The organism is Leisingera sp. ANG-M6, assembly GCF_000813905.1.
Taxonomy (GTDB): Bacteria; Pseudomonadota; Alphaproteobacteria; order Rhodobacterales; family Rhodobacteraceae; genus Leisingera.
This window is the reverse complement of sequence record NZ_JWLG01000022.1, coordinates 65,525-80,078: the sequence shown is the minus strand read 5'-3', so window position 1 is coordinate 80,078 and position 14,554 is coordinate 65,525. Positions and strand designations below refer to the sequence as shown.

The 14,554-nt window shown below is 61.1% G+C and carries 14 protein-coding genes; 8 read left to right on the top strand and 6 right to left on the bottom strand.

Going from position 1 to position 14,554, the window contains the following annotated elements:
* Position 1: 1 nt before the first annotated feature.
* Positions 2-775, top strand: coding sequence for an ABC transporter ATP-binding protein (locus tag RA24_RS19135; RefSeq protein ID WP_237754642.1), 774 nt, complete (start codon positions 2-4; stop codon positions 773-775).
* Complete coding sequence (locus tag RA24_RS19130) at positions 772-2,007, top strand: ABC transporter permease (protein WP_039193577.1); 1,236 nt, start codon at positions 772-774, stop codon at positions 2,005-2,007. Before RA24_RS19135 ends, RA24_RS19130 begins: the two co-directional genes overlap by 4 nt.
* Before the next feature lie 76 nt (positions 2,008-2,083).
* Here the strand turns inward: RA24_RS19130 and RA24_RS19125 are convergent, their stop codons facing one another.
* The 5 genes from RA24_RS19125 to RA24_RS19110 all read right to left on the bottom strand — a co-directional run bounded on the left by RA24_RS19125 (position 2,084) and on the right by RA24_RS19110 (position 6,076).
* Entirely contained in the window at positions 2,084-2,332 is a 249-nt protein-coding gene (locus tag RA24_RS19125) for a hypothetical protein (protein ID WP_152612868.1), read from the bottom strand.
* A 73-nt stretch (positions 2,333-2,405) separates the two neighbouring features.
* The gene (locus RA24_RS22365) at positions 2,406-2,660 is read right to left on the bottom strand and encodes a hypothetical protein (protein WP_152610569.1); all 255 of its coding nucleotides are present in this window, start codon (positions 2,658-2,660) and stop codon (positions 2,406-2,408) included.
* Between the two features lie 287 nt (positions 2,661-2,947).
* The gene (locus tag RA24_RS19120; RefSeq protein ID WP_206540669.1) at positions 2,948-3,334 is read right to left on the bottom strand and encodes a helix-turn-helix transcriptional regulator; all 387 of its coding nucleotides are present in this window, start codon (positions 3,332-3,334) and stop codon (positions 2,948-2,950) included.
* A 670-nt stretch (positions 3,335-4,004) separates the two neighbouring features.
* Positions 4,005-4,571, bottom strand: a complete 567-nt coding sequence (locus RA24_RS19115) for a UbiX family flavin prenyltransferase (protein WP_039150560.1) — start codon at positions 4,569-4,571, stop codon at positions 4,005-4,007.
* Positions 4,568-6,076: a UbiD family decarboxylase gene (locus RA24_RS19110; protein WP_039193685.1), complete on the bottom strand. Its 1,509-nt coding sequence runs from the start codon at positions 6,074-6,076 to the stop codon at positions 4,568-4,570. Before RA24_RS19110 ends, RA24_RS19115 begins: the two co-directional genes overlap by 4 nt.
* 156 nt (positions 6,077-6,232) lie before the next feature.
* Between RA24_RS19110 and ubiT the strand changes: the two genes are divergently transcribed.
* From ubiT to RA24_RS19090, 4 genes are read left to right on the top strand one after another with little or no spacing between them, the layout of a single operon-like run.
* Positions 6,233-6,754 (top strand): ubiquinone anaerobic biosynthesis accessory factor UbiT, encoded by a 522-nt coding sequence (gene ubiT, locus RA24_RS19105; RefSeq protein WP_036762571.1) that lies wholly within the window; start codon positions 6,233-6,235, stop codon positions 6,752-6,754.
* Positions 6,754-7,731 (top strand): ubiquinone anaerobic biosynthesis protein UbiU, encoded by a 978-nt coding sequence (gene ubiU, locus RA24_RS19100; RefSeq protein WP_039150717.1) that lies wholly within the window; start codon positions 6,754-6,756, stop codon positions 7,729-7,731. The genes ubiT and ubiU overlap by 1 nt, the downstream gene beginning before the upstream one ends.
* Before the next feature lie 4 nt (positions 7,732-7,735).
* Positions 7,736-8,641 (top strand): ubiquinone anaerobic biosynthesis protein UbiV, encoded by a 906-nt coding sequence (gene ubiV, locus RA24_RS19095; RefSeq protein ID WP_039193574.1) that lies wholly within the window; start codon positions 7,736-7,738, stop codon positions 8,639-8,641.
* Positions 8,638-9,873: an NnrS family protein gene (locus RA24_RS19090; RefSeq protein ID WP_052269635.1), complete on the top strand. Its 1,236-nt coding sequence runs from the start codon at positions 8,638-8,640 to the stop codon at positions 9,871-9,873. Before ubiV ends, RA24_RS19090 begins: the two co-directional genes overlap by 4 nt.
* Positions 9,874-10,465: 592 nt before the next feature.
* Here the strand turns inward: RA24_RS19090 and qhpR are convergent.
* Positions 10,466-11,482: an AraC-like transcriptional regulator QhpR gene (gene qhpR / locus RA24_RS19085; RefSeq protein ID WP_237754643.1), complete on the bottom strand. Its 1,017-nt coding sequence runs from the start codon at positions 11,480-11,482 to the stop codon at positions 10,466-10,468.
* 199 nt (positions 11,483-11,681) lie between these two features.
* On the opposite strand from qhpR, the gene qhpG reads away from it, so the two are divergent.
* Complete coding sequence (gene qhpG, locus RA24_RS19080; protein ID WP_019297897.1) at positions 11,682-13,040, top strand: flavin-dependent monooxygenase QhpG; 1,359 nt, start codon at positions 11,682-11,684, stop codon at positions 13,038-13,040.
* Positions 13,016-14,539, top strand: a complete 1,524-nt coding sequence (peaA, locus tag RA24_RS19075; protein ID WP_039193571.1) for a quinohemoprotein amine dehydrogenase subunit alpha — start codon at positions 13,016-13,018, stop codon at positions 14,537-14,539. Before qhpG ends, peaA begins: the two co-directional genes overlap by 25 nt.
* Positions 14,540-14,554: the final 15 nt, after the last annotated feature.

The following is a 14,554-nucleotide window of genomic DNA, read 5'->3' as shown; positions in this document are numbered from 1 at the left end:
CATGCTGATAGAGGCTGAGAATATCTGCAGAAGCTACCAGAACGGAGACACCCGGATAGAAGCTGTCAAAAACTGCTCCTTCACCATCCGTGAAGGGGAGTTTTTGGCGATAACCGGTCCCAGCGGCTCTGGCAAATCGACGCTGATGTCCATTCTCGGCCTTTTGGAAAGACCCACCAGCGGGGCCTTTCGGGTGTCCGGGCAGAACACGGAAGGCATGGCTGCCGATACCAGGGCCGGGCTCCGGAATCGAACCTTCGGTTTTGTCTTCCAGTCCTACAATCTTTTGCCCCGGCTGACTGCGCAGGAGAACGTCGAACTGCCGATGACCTATGCCGGTGTACGGGCTGCCAAACGCCGGGAACGGGCGCGTGACTTGCTTCAGAAAGTCGGACTGGAGGACAGGCGGGCGCATTTTCCCAATCAATTATCAGGCGGTGAACAGCAGAGAATTGCCATTGCCCGGGCATTGGCAAACAGCCCGCGGCTCATTCTTGCGGATGAACCGACCGGGGCGCTGGACAGTGAAAAGGGCTTGCAGATCCTTGGCCTGTTTCATGAATTAAACCAGGCAGGCAGCACCATTGCAGTGATCACGCATGATGAGGATGTCGCCTGCCACACAAGCCGAATTCTGCGGATGAAGGATGGGCGGATCAAATCGGACGAGCTGGTGCTCTCACCGCAATCCAGGGCTGACGCGCAAAAGGTGGCCCGTTTTGTTCGCCATCCCGGGCATGGCAGCGCAGATCTTCCGCCAAGGCGGCCGCAATGACGCTGCTGGAAAGCCTCCGGATTGCGCTGCGGGCGCTGCGGGCAAACCTGATGCGCAGTTTCCTGACCATGCTGGGGATCATCGTGGGGGTTACTTCAGTTGTGGCCATGGTCGCGTTCGCGGAAGGCGCCCAGCGCGAGATCGGCCGCCAGATCAAGACACTTGGTGCAAACGTCTTAATGATTGTTCCGGAACTGAACCGCGGCGGCGATGACAATGCGGACCTGTATCAGGCGGCAATACTGCGGGAGTCCGATGCCGCTGCCATCGGCACGCATGTCGGCCAAGTGGTAGCAGCCGCACCATCCGTGCGGGCAGACCTGCAAGTGATCAACAGGGACAAGAACACCTGGGTCACAGTAAACGGCACTACCACGGGTTACTTCACCATCCGCGAATGGCCGCTGCGCCAGGGCAGGATGTTTTCCGGACAGGAGCAACTCAACAGCGGCAAGGTTGCCCTGCTCGGTCAGGCAACCGCGGACAAGCTGTTCGGAGACAGCGACCCGGTCGGGCAGACCATCCGTATCCTGTCGGTGCCGTTCGAGGTGATCGGCATCCTTGCGGAAAAGGGCACCTCCGGCAGCGGACGCGAGCAGGATGACATCGTCTTCATCCCGATTTCCACCGCGCAGAAACGGCTGTTTGGAAGCGCCAATCAGGTTCACCGGGGGTCGGTTGACTATATTCTGGCCAAGGCTGCGTCGACACAGGCAGTTGCAGGGGCAGAACAAGAGATCACCCGGCTGCTGCGGCAGCGGCACCGGATCCGTGACGGCCGGGACAGCGACTTCCGGGTTGTAGACCCGGCTGCGCTGATGGCGGCTCAGCACGCGGCCTCGCGCACAATCCGCTGGCTGCTGGCCGGGATCGCAGGCGTGTCGCTGGTGGTGGGCGGGATCAGCATTATGAACATCATGCTGGTCTCAGTGACCGAGCGCACTCGCGAGATCGGCCTGCGGGTGGCAGTCGGCGCCCGCGCCAGGGACGTCCAGTTTCAGTTCCTGATGGAGGCGGTGCTGCTGTGTTTACTGGGCGGCCTTATCGGGCTGTCAGCCGGTGCCGGACTGGCCTATGCCGCCAGCAGCATTGCCGGCTGGCCAGTGTACCTTAGCCCGCTGTCGCTGATCGGAGCGGTGGGCCTGGCGTCTGTTGTGGGGGTCATCTTCGGCTTCTTCCCGGCCCGGCGCGCCTCGCGTCTGGATCCGGTGACGGCTTTGCGAATGGAGTGAACAAAAATGGCGCCCCAATGAGGAGGGGCGCCACGCTTTGCAACTCTATCTGGCCCACTAGCCGGAAGGAGTTGAGTCAGTTGGGATCAACATCCCTTGGATGATCTTCGTCCGGCTCAAAGTACGGCCCGGCAATGTCCACATTTTTGATGCAAACCCAAGTTCTCTTTTTGTAACTGTATTTCAGGATTTCAGCATCGTTGCCTTCGCCATTGTTGCCGCAGCGGCGCTCAGCCAGTTCACGATCACTTGGCTTGCCTCCGCCAGCCAAAACTGCAGGTGCGCTGAAGCTGATTGCAAGCGCGGTAACAACAAGAAATTTCATCATAACAGCCTCCACTAGTTAACTAAAAATTCGGCAGCCTCACGCTCCATTGGAATGCGCAGGCCTTCAGACATCAATCCGGCACGTTGCCAGAGTTACCCGGATCCTGATCGCGCGGATGATCTTCAGAAGCATTGGGGCCTTTGAGGCACCTGAAGCCATCACGGGTCCGTCTAACGGCTTCGGCTCCGTTCCCGTCACCGCTGTTAGTGCATTTTGCAATTGCCAGCAGATATGGATTCTGCCCAACCTTCAAACCATTGTCGGCAATTGCTGCGGGAGCGCTAAACCCGAACACAAGCGCCGCAGCAATGAGAAGTTTCTTCATAACAGCCTCCACAAGTTAACGAACTCTTCCACTCAACCAAAATGGCGGCCGTGCCGCATCGCTCACTTGCAGGACAAAAATTCCGCGCGGCCTCCCTCATTTGAGCGATGAATTCCCGCCAGCCGGGAATGGCGGGGTTTCACCACCCGGAGCGGCGTAGCCGGACCCCAAATTACAGGAATCAGTCAGCAAATCTGACGGGGATGCTGCACTGCAATTGGCGGGCGCTCCGGCGCCTCTGCTGTGGCCGCAATTGCAACAGAAAAGACAACCAATATCCGGGGAACCTAATGCTCAATATGTGCAAGAAGCGATACCAGCTCCCCTTGCCGGTGGGTGTTGGTTTTCTGGAAGATCGACCGCAAATGGCTGCGGGCGGTCCAGATCGAGACCCCTAGCGCCTTGGCTGCCTGCTTAGGGCTAAGCCCTCTGGACAGCTGGAGGGCAACCGCCGCCTCGGCTGGTGTCAGATGGAATTCCTGCTGCAGCAGGTCTGCATTGGTGTCCGCCTGGTCTTCAACCTGCCGGATACTCAGCAACGACCGGGCTCCGTCCAGTTTCTCGCGGAACGCCGCAGGCAGCGGAATGACATCAATAAATATGGTTTTATTCTGTGAAACCTTTAGCTTAACCGGCGGCGGCAGCGGCTGTTCCGAATTTTCATCATAGTCCATTCCAGCCCGGATCAGGCGGGACAATTTTGCATTCTGGAGCGGGTCTCTGATCCGGATGCTTTGCCAGTGTACAACCAACTGGCATGCCGGGCTGCCGTTCAGGACCAGGTCGACAAAAGCCAGGTTCCCCGTCCTGTCCAAGGCCATTAGCCCATGGCACTTGCCGCCGAGCAGGTCGGTCCATTGTTCCAGCCATACTGAAGCCAACGTGCTGCACCCCTCATCACGTTTCCAGTCGTCGCGACTGGCCCGAATTGGCCTCGTGGGTGAAGTGCTATAGGGTCCCGCTGCGGCTGAAAACTCTCTGCAATGAGATGTGATATCTTTGCCCCTAAGCGCAATCAGCGGGCAGGTTTTCGCGCTGGCAGCAGCGTCCTGCAATCCATATGCACTTCTTACACATTCAATACTTCAAATGCACCGAAAAGTAAATCAGGCGTACTACCTGCTGGCAGCATTTTCGGCGGAATTCATCTCACTCTCTGCCGGTATCAAGGACCTAAGCAGTCCCCAGTTATTTGATGACGAATGGAAGGTCTCCTTCCACCGCGCAGGAGGATAATAGAGCACGGCTGCGTCTGAACGCTGCCTCCAGACAGGGGGTGCAAACATAGGCCCATCCTGTGCATGATTGCCCAAATGGTAAGAACAGCGTGCTAAGTGGTTTTTGCTACGGCGACCAGGCTTGAGCGCATGCCGCGGATAAATTCATCATGTCGACAGCCCGGGCAGCGACTTGACTGGCGGCTTCCTCCAAGGTTCCATGCCCCAAGTAAAATGCCGGAACCGGCGGCATCACGACAGCGCCCATTTCAGTCACTGCCGACATGTTCCGCAGATGCGCCAAAGTCAGCGGCGCTTCACGAGCCAAAAGGATCAGCCGCCTGCGCTCCTTCAACTGCACACTGGCAGCGCGCGTCAGCAAATTGTCATCGAAACCATGTGCGATGGCGGCCAGTGAGCGCATAGAGCACGGCGCAACAATCATTCCCGATACTGGAACCGAGCCTGAAGCAATGGCAGCACCGATGTCATGCACGGGGTGGCAGCGCGCAGCCATCGCTCTCAACTCCTCAGAAGCTCCAGCCCCGCATTCCTGAGCCAGGGTCCGCTCAGCGGCCGCGCTGGCGACCAGATCAATTTCCGCTCCCAAATTCAGAAGATGCCGCGCAACCGCCAGGCTGAGTACAGCACCGGAGGCACCCGAAACGCCCAGCACAACCCGATGCGCGCTCATAACATCAGCTCCGGCATCAGCCGGGACACAAGTTCCGCGGCAAAAGCCTGATCCTTGGCATCCGCTCGCATGACCCCGCCCCATTCACGCACCGTCTCGCTGCCGGCCTTCGTTGTGGCATCAATACCGATCTTTCCGGCCAATCCAGGTTTCGGCGACGCAAAGTCGAGATAGTCCATCGGTGTGTTCTCCAGCACCATGACATCGCGGGACGGGTCCATTCGGGTAGCCAGAACCCAGGCGATGTCATCCCAGTTCCTCGGATCGATCTCCGAATCCACAGCGATCATCATCTTGGTGTAGTTGAACTGCGGCAGCATCCCCCACAGCGCCATCATCACCCGGCGCGCCTGCCCAGGGTAGCGTTTGTCGATGCTGACAATGGCAATCCTGTAAGAACAAGCAGCCGGCGGCAGCCAAAGATCGCGAATCTCCGGGATCTGCGCCCGAACCGTTGGCAGGGCCAGCCGGTTAAACACCTCGCCGATGACCGCAGGCTCATCCGGCGGCCTGCCGGTATAGGTGGAGAGATACAGAGGATTTTCGCGATGCGTCACTGCACTCACCTGCATGACGGGAAAAGGTTCCGCCGGATTGTAATAGCCCGTGTGGTCACCAAAGGGGCCTTCGGGGGCAGTTTCCGAAGCAGACACCCAGCCCTCCAGCACAATCTCAGCATCGGCGGGCACCAACAGCGGGATAGTCTTGCAAGGCACCAGGCGAGGACGGGCTCCGCTGAGCGCGCCAGCAAAAGTCAGCTCCGACACGGTTTCCGGCAAGGGCAACGCCGCGGACAGCAGCGTGGCAGGGTCTGCCCCCAGAACCACAGCGGCGGGCATAGGCTCGCCCCGCCCTGCCCAGCCGCGGTGGTGCGCCGCCCCGCCCCGATGAGGCAGCCAGCGCATGATCAGCCGCGATCGGTCCAGAACTTGGGTCCGATAGACACCAGCATTGTAGCTGTTGATGTTTTCAGGGACGCTGCCGTGCGGCCGGGTGATCACAACAGGCCAGGTGATCAGCGGCCCGGCGTCCCCAGGCCAGTGGGTTTGTACTGGAAGGATATCCAGATTTGCATCCGCCCCCTCGCAGGCGATGGCCTGAACCGGGGCGGTTTTCACCATCTTCGGGCGGGTGGCCAGAGCCGCCATGAGCATCGGCCAGCGGGACAGAGCATCGCGCAGCCCGTCCGGCGGCGGCGGCGACCGGAGAGCCGCCAGAAAGCTTCCCAGATTATCCAATCCGTCCTGCGGCACCCCAAGCCCGGCGGCCACGCGCTCCGATGTCCCGAAAAGGTTCAAAACAACCGGGATATCCGAAACCTGGCCGCCCGCCAGCACCGGGTGATCGAATTGAAGCACCGGACCACCGGCCTCCAGCACCGTGCTGTGCACCGCTGTCATTTGGTGGCGCACGGAGACCGGGTCGGACACCCTCTGAAACTGCCCTGTGGAGAGGCACCAATTCAAAAACTGGCGGAGGCTGGGGAATGGCGGATGAGTACGAATGTGACCGCTCCAATTCTGATTTCCGCCGATCCCTAGCAAAGTTTCCCGCTGCGAATTTGTCCGCCGACAAACTCTGGCCGCGCGTGAGGCCATAGACCCGCTGCAATTGAAGCTACCGGCGGGAAAGGACTTCTTTTGCCACACACCCAGCCACAAATCCCAATTTGCCCGGCGGCCCTGGCGAAGCTGCTGCGCCTAACGCCCCTTGTTCCGGTATCACTATCGCTCACGGCCTGCTCAAGGCGTATTGCCAATCGCCACCCCGGCCTGTTCCGCCGCTTGGGTGAGCACAGCCGCAAGCGGTTCATCCTGGATCCCGCGGATTTACCCGTTGTTCTTTGTCTTGAACCCAATGGTGGCCAACCTAAGGTCCGCGCCCTGCGCGGCAGAAGTGAAGGTGACGCCCGGATTTCCGGCCCGCTGGCCGCGCTTCTGGGGCTGGTGCACGGGACCTATGACGGGGATGCGCTATTCTTTGCGCGGGATCTGGTGATTGAAGGCGACACTGCGGCGGCACTGGCGCTGCGCAACGCAGTGGATGACGCCGAACTTGACCTGTCGCAGGAGATCGCCGCAATGTCCGCGCCATTTTCCCGGTTCCTGTTGCGGGCCGTTGCCTATGCTCAGCGGCGCACAGGTGTCTCGCTGGCCCGGCCGGAGGAGGAAGCAGCATGGTGATGGAAATCGTCTGCCCGGCAGGCACGCCCGCGGCCCTGCGCGCTGCCGTCAAGGCTGGGGCGCATACAGTCTACTGCGGCTTTAACGACGAGACCAACGCCCGTAACTTCCCTGGCCTCAATTTCGATCGTGCAGAAATGCGCGAAGGCGTGGGTTTTGCCCACGATCACGGCTCCAAGGCGCTGGTTGCAATCAACACATTCCCCCGCGCAGGCGATCAGGCCTTATGGCACCACGCCATTGACGACGCAGCGCAATCCGGCGCGGATGCGGTTATTCTGGCGGACCCTGGCTTGCTGAAGTATGCCGCGCGCAACCACCCTGGCCTGCGGCTGCATCTGTCTGTTCAGGCAGCGGCCGCCAATGCCGACATCATCAACTTCTACGCCTGCACCTTCGGCGTGAAACGGGTGGTGCTGCCGCGAGTTTTGTCGGTGCCGGAAATCGCCGCCATCAACGCAGAAGCGGAAGTGGAAACCGAGGTCTTTGTTTTTGGCGGGCTGTGCGTGATGGCCGAGGGACGCTGTTCGCTCTCCTCTTACGCAACCGGACTGTCGCCCAATATGAACGGGGTCTGCTCCCCCGCTAGCCATGTGGAGTACCGCGACGAAAACGGTGCGCTGGATGCCAAGCTGGGCGGGTTTACCATCCACCGCGCAGCCAAGAACGAACCCGCGCCCTACCCGACCCTATGCAAAGGCTGTTTCTCTGCTGGCAGCCAAACCGGGCACCTGTTCGAAGACCCGGTCAGCCTCAATGCAGAGCAGCTGATCCCGCAGCTGAAAGAAGCTGGGGTTACCGCGCTGAAGATCGAAGGGCGTCAGCGCTCGAAATCCTATGTGGCGCAGGTCGTGCGCAACTTCCGCGCCGCCGTTGACGCGCTGGAGGCTGGCCAGCCGCTGCCGCAGGGCATGCTGGCGCGGCTGTCAGAAGGCCAGGCCGTGACCACCGGCGCCTACAAGAAAACCTGGAGATAGCCGCATGGAACTGACTGTTGGGCCGAACCAATTCTTCTGGCCGGCCGAAGACTGGAGCGCGTTTTACGGCTCCTTGGCCGAAGCCCCTGTTGACCGCGTTGTTATGGGCGAGTTGGTCTGCTCCAAGCGCCTGCCTTTCTACCAGGAGCGCATCCCCGAAGCGCTGGCCCTGCTAACCGAGGCGGGCAAGGAGGCTGTACTGACAAGCCTGTCCCTTGTAACACTAAAGCGCGAGCGAAAGCATACTGCGGATCTGGCCGCGATGGGGGTAACGGTTGAGGTCAACGACCTGACAACACTGGCGTACCTGCCCAAGGGAATGGGTTTTCACGTCGGCCCGCTGGTCAATGTCTACAACGAGGGCACATTGGCTTGGCTGGCCTCGCTGGGAGCCACGCGTATCTGCCTTCCGCCAGAGCTGCCGCTGTCGTCGGTTAGAACGCTTGCTCGTGCAGGCAGAGAGCTGGGCATCGCCATTGAAGTTTGGGGCCACGGTCGGCTGCCGCTGGCGATTTCAGGGCGCTGCTACCACGCGCGGCTGCACAAGAGGACCAAGGACAATTGCCAGTTTGCCTGCGAGAATGACCCGGACGGGCTGGATGTGAAGACGCTGGAAGGTCAGCCCTTTATGGCGATGAATGGAGTGCAGACTTTGTCGCACAGTTACGCCTGCACCGACTATCAGATCGAGGCACTCGCAGACGCCGGAGTTTCCGCCTTGCGCCTGTCACCTCAATCTCAGGGATTTACCCGCATTTGTCAGAATTATCGCGGCCGTGTGACTGGTGTTCTAGCGCCAGGTGCCATTGCCGCGGATGTGCAGAAGGCTTCCCCGCAGACCCGTCTCAGCGACGGCTTCCTGACAGGCCCAAGCGGTGTGGCCTGGTCCGCGGGTCCAATACCGTCGTGATCAAGCGCAAAGCCTTGAACGCTTTCTGGGATGCCCCGTACCGGCCGTTGTTCCTTTCAGCATTTCTGTACGCGCTTCTTTCTGTCGCCTGGTGGCCGCTGGGCGTTCAGTTAGGTCTCCCTGAACCGGGGCTGAAGCCAGCGGTTTTATGGCATGTCCACGAGCTGCTTTTCGGCTTTGCGGCCGCTGCCATTGCAGGCTACCTTCTGACGGCGCTGCCGGGCTGGACAGGACAGCAGCCATTGCGCGGCCCGGCACTTAAAGCTCTGGTTTCTGTCTGGCTGCTGGCTCGTACTGCTTCCGCCATGGATCTGCCGCTGGCCGCCGCCCTGTTCCTGAACAGCGCATTTTTCCTTGCCCTTTGCGGATACATCTTTAGCGAACTGGCTGCTGCACGAATTTATTGCAAGCTGGGCTACGCTGGAGCTGTGCTTGCCTTGGGACTGGGGGAAGCATTTTTTCTGGTTAACGCCAAAGCTGGAAATATCTGGACTTGCCTAAACCTTGCGCAATCCGTTCTGATCGGGTTCCTGGTGCTGATGTTTTCCATCGGTGCACGGGCAATCCCAGCCTTCACCCGGAATTGGCTGGCGCTGTCCGGCCGTTCAACACTGCAGGTACAGGAACACGCCCAAACACAGGCTGTTTCCCAGGGGCTGCTCATACTGGCCCTGGCCTTCAAACTTGCCGGAGCTGAAGATGCCGCAAATGCTCTTCTTGTTGCCGCGGCAATGGCAATGTTCTGCTCCATACCAGGCTGGAGAACTCTGGCTATTCTTTCCAACCCGCTTCTTGCCGCGTTGCACGTTGCCTTTCTGTGGCTGCCTGCTGGCGCATTGCTGGTTGGCGTCACCGGCCTGGATCTGGCGGGTTACCCGGTTTCCACGGCTATTCATGCCATTACCATTGGTGGAATGTCCGGCCTGGTTATGGCCATCGCCGGGCGGGCCGGGGCCCATTCCAGCGGCGGGACCATGCGCGCCAGCATGTGCTTTTCAATCGGGGTGGTACTAAACGGAGCCGCGGCTTGGATTCGCCTCTCAGTTCCGCTCTTTCCAGCTCTTACAGACAAACTGACCGTTGGCGCAGCCCTGTTGTGGTGCACTGGCTGGCTTGTCTTCATTGCAGGCTTCCTGCCCGCCCTTTCCGGCCCGCCCCGCCGACCCGTCCTGAGCGGACGGCGCCTCATAGCACAGGACCCGACGGAACCGTCAGCCCAGGCACCTGAGTGAACAGATTACCTCATTTCCTAGATGGTAAAACACTGGCAGCACCAGTTGCAGAGTCGCTCCAGCACCAATCACTTGTGGTTTCTTGCCTCAAGATATCACCGGAATTCGGCTCGCTACTTGCCGCCGTTTCGCGGGGGCCTTTACCGTTGATGTCTTCAAGCTGCGCCAACCGGCGCAGGAGGCAATTGCAAGGGGCTGGAATGCTGTCGGCGAACAGCTTTTGTCAGCCGCGTGCGCGGCAAGAAACCTGACAACACTCCCCGCCAATTCGGTACCTTGCACCCGAAGCAAGTTCACAACAGACCGCCGCGCTGGCACAGGCCAGAGGTAGGACCACCGCAAATCATCTGTGTTTGGAAATGAAAATCTAAGGTTAGGGGCACTCGGCCCCACGATGTATAGGACGAGGCAGGAACCATCCGCAGAAAGGAACGAAAGGTCTATTAAGGGACATCAAGCAATTCGGATGAGCAGCCCAAAAATGTACCAGGTGCATACGACTGTCCATGCAGATAGACACCTTCACTGAAGTCTGAAGGGTGCCAACCGCCGCATGTAAGGCGTGTCACGAATTACGAATTGATTTTCTGTTTCAATTTGATGCCAATGCGACCTCACCTGCATTGTCCCCAAGACCGCAGTCCGAGACCTGCCTCCGGAAACGGCTGGGAGTTACCCCCTCCTGCTGCCGGAATGCGCGTTCAAAGGCGGAGACTTCAGAATATCCAAGCCATGCAGAGACGTCTTGGAGGTGCGCACCAGGGATCAGCAGCATGCGCTTGGCAATTTCCATCCGGCATCCCGCTAGGAGGTGCGAATATTTTTGCCCCTCATCTTCCAGCCGGCGCCGCAAGGTGCGCCGGGACATGCCCAACGCGGCGGCGACGGCAGTTTGCTCAAAACTTTCTCGGCCGATCCGCATCATCAACTCGCGGCGCACCCGCACGGTAACTGGCGCGGCGCGTTCGCTCTGCCTGGCATTTTGAACAATCGACTGTGCTGCTTCCTTGAACGCAGGGTTGGCACCGCCAGGCAGCGGCAGATCCAGCAGTCCTGCAGAAAACACCAGCCGGTTCGCGGGGGATGCAAATTGCACCGGACAGCGGGGACCAGCCTTGCTGCCGCTTTGCAGAGCGCTTGATTCGTGCTCCAGCGACAGCAGCTCTGGCCGCCAATCCGGTCCGGCAGCAGACCGTATCAGGTTGTGGAAAACCGCCAGCGTCAGCTCCGCGTCCTGCCGCCGCGGCCAGATTCGGTTGTCCAAAATTCTATAGGTCAAAACGGCCTGACCGGCGTCCACTGCCAGCCGCAATTCAGAGTCGCTTTGCACAATAGGGAAAGCATTTCGAAACAGCGACAGTGCTGCACCAAGCGTTGGCGCCTGGTTTATGAATTCTCCAACCTCGCCAAGGTTTTGCAGGTTGAAAACAGAACCGACACGCCAGCCGAAATCGGGCAGTTTCAAAATGCTCGACGCGTGCTCGCAGAAATCCACAAACTGCTTCAGGCCGATCTCCCCCGCCAGGTCCGTGGGACCAATTCCAGCGCTGCGGAAAACCGGGGCAGCATCTCCGTTCAGAAACTCAACGGCCCGCAGCGGGTCGTTCAAAGTGGAGGCGGAAATCCGGGGCTGGTAGGTGTGTGGCATCGGGCAGTTCCTCAGGATTGCGCCAGAATACCGCAAAAATCCGCTGTTCCAGAAATTTTGCCGAAACCGGGGCCGCAGCGGCCGAATCTGTCCGGAAATGTCGGGTAGTTGTCCGGAAGTGTCCGCCACAAGGAACGGCCCGCTGGGGCACCTTGATTAAATGGCACCTCAAATTGGCACCTTTGATATCGCAATTGCAGGCGGCGGCCCGGCCGGATCGGTGGCAGCGGTTCTGCTGACGCGTGCCGGGTTCCGCGTGGCGTTGGCCACCCTTCCACCGCGCGGGCCGCGGTACGAGGGCATGTCCAGCCGCGTCGCTGCGATCCTGGCGCGGCACGGTTTGCCGCTGGAAGGAATTGGCCCGGCAGCCCAACGCCATGTCAGCTGGGGCGCTTTCCAGGGCGGGCAGAACAGCGAGCACCTGGCCGACCGCAGCGCGTTTGATGCCGGGCTGCTGGGGGCTGCGCAGGATGCGGGCGTCAGCGTTACCTATGCGGCGGTGTCCAGTGTTCGGCCGAATGCCGGTGAAATCCGCCTGGCCGATGGCCAACGCCTGTCTGCCCGTTTGCTGCTTGAGGCCCGCGGCCGCCGCGCGCCGCGCAAGAGCTCGGATAGGGACCGTGCTGATCTAGTGGGGCCAGATACAATCTCAGTTGCCGGATTTGCACCGCCGCAGGCTGGAGGCATAGAGACACCCCGGATCGAAGCGCGGCCTGATGGCTGGGTCTGGTCGGTTCCAGTGAAACGGGACTGCCTATGGCTGCAAGCCGTGGGCAGCGCGGCTACGCTCGGCCGTAAAGGCGGCAAGGCTGCCTTGGCTGCTTTGTGGGGGACCGTACTTTCAGACATCCCCTTGCCTGCCCGTCCGTCCGTTCATGCAATTGCGCCGCGGCTGGCGGCACCGGATTTGGACCCGCTCTGCCCGCGGCTAGGCGATGCCGCGGTAGCGCTGGATCCCCTATCGGGACACGGGATGTTCTGGGCGGTGTCCTCGGCGCTGATGGCGGTGCCCATTGCGCGGGCGCTGCTGGCTGGGGAGGCAGAACTGGCCCGCGACTTCTACCGCAATCGGGTAGCGGAGACCTTCTGGCGGCAGGCCCGGGTGGGCCGGGACTTTTACCGCGAGGCGGGATTCAGCACCTCATTCTGGCAGCAGCGCGCGGCCTGGCCGGATGACACCCCTGCCCATGACACGGACATCCACCCGCATGTGAGCAAGCGCGTGGTGGTGCAAGACGGTTTTCTAGCGCGGCGGGAGGTACTGATCACCCGGGACGCCCCCGGTGGTGCGGCCTTTACCGCCGGACAGGAGATCGTCCCTCTGCTGCGCCGCCTGACCGGCCAGCCGCTGCCGGATGCCGCCCGCTTTCACAGCACGGTTCTGCCCGAGGCGCCGCCCCAGGCGGCGCGGGCGATCCATCAATGGCTTTTATCGCAAGGCTTCACCGAGGGGGCGCAGATCCCCTGGGACACCACAAACAGGGAGACTGATTCATGCAACTACAATCCCGCGGCCTGACAGCTGCACTTCTGATGTCAGTGGCGGGCGCCATGCCTGCGCTAGCCAGTGAGGAGCTGCTGCAGAATATCTGCTCCAGCTGCCACACGGCGGAGGAAAACGGGCTGAGCCGGATCAGCGGTCAGCGCAAGACGCCCGAAGGCTGGATGATGACCATCGTCCGGATGCAGCAATCGCACGGGCTGGACATCAGCGCAGAGGACCGCCGCGCCATCGTGCAGCATCTGGCGGACACCCAGGGCCTGGCCCCCTCCGAAGCAGCGCCGTTCCGCTATGCTCTGGAGAAGGATCCAAACGCGCAGGAGAGCTTCGACGAGCCCTTCGCCTCAATGTGCTCCCGTTGCCATACCGGCGCGAGGGGGCTGCTGCAGAACCGCACCGCGGAGGAGTGGGAGCTGCATATGGATTTCCATGTCGGCCATTTCCCAACCATCGAATACCAGGCGCTTGGCCGCGACCGGGAGTGGTACAAGATCGCCCGGACCGAGATCGCAGGCTTCCTGGCGGAGCAGAATCCGCTGGAGACTGCTGCCTGGAAAGATTGGCAGGCTGCGGAGAAGCAGCCGGTGGCGGGCGATTGGGTGGTGATGACCGATCTGCCCGGCATCGGTGAGGCCTATGGGAAGCTGTCGGTCACGGGCGATGCCTCGCCCTATCAGGTCAGCGGCGAGTTCGTGACGGCGGACGGCACCGTGCATCCCGCGTCCGGCCAGATGAACCTCTACACCGGCTATGAATGGCGTGCAAATCTGGACATTGGCGGCACCCCCTACCGCCAGGTGCTGGCGCTGTCGGAGGATGGAAACAGCCTGCAGGGCCGCCAGTTCGACCGCGGCAACGATGCCCTGGGCGCGCCGCTGAGCGGTGTCCGGGAGGGGGCCGGCAGCGTCATCCTGGGCACAGTTCCTTCTGCCGTTCCGGCAGGGGAAGTGCAGGTACAGGTGGTGGGCACCGGACTGGAAGGTCTGGACGCCTCTGCTGGTGAGGCCACTGCGAACACCTTTGGCGCAGCGCTTTCGCTGGCAGCGGAGGGCAACGGCGTTGTCACCTTCAGCGCGGGCGGGGCTGAGGGGCAGATCGCCCATTACACCTCCGTCGACAGCCTTCGGGTGGAGCCTGAGTTTACCATCGCCCGCGTGGGTGGCGGCAGCGAGGAAGGCCCGGCGGCGGTGCCTGCCTATTTCAATGCGGTTGGCATGTGGAACGGCCCTGATGGCAAAGCGGGGACCAAGGATGACGTGCGCATCGGCCGGGTTGAGGCGCAATGGACCGTGGCCAACGCGCATGAGCACGCAGCGCACATGAAAGACACTGAATTTGCAGGCGAAATGCAGGCCAGTGGCATCTTTGCGCCCGCGGTTGCCGGACCCAACCCGGACCGCCCCTTTAGCGCCAACAATGCGGGCGAGCTGACCGTGCAGGCAGAGGCGATGGGCCAGCAGGCGGAGGCGATGCTGATCGTCACCGTGCAGCGCTTCATCGACCCGCCGATCCGCTGAGACAGGGGAGAGAGA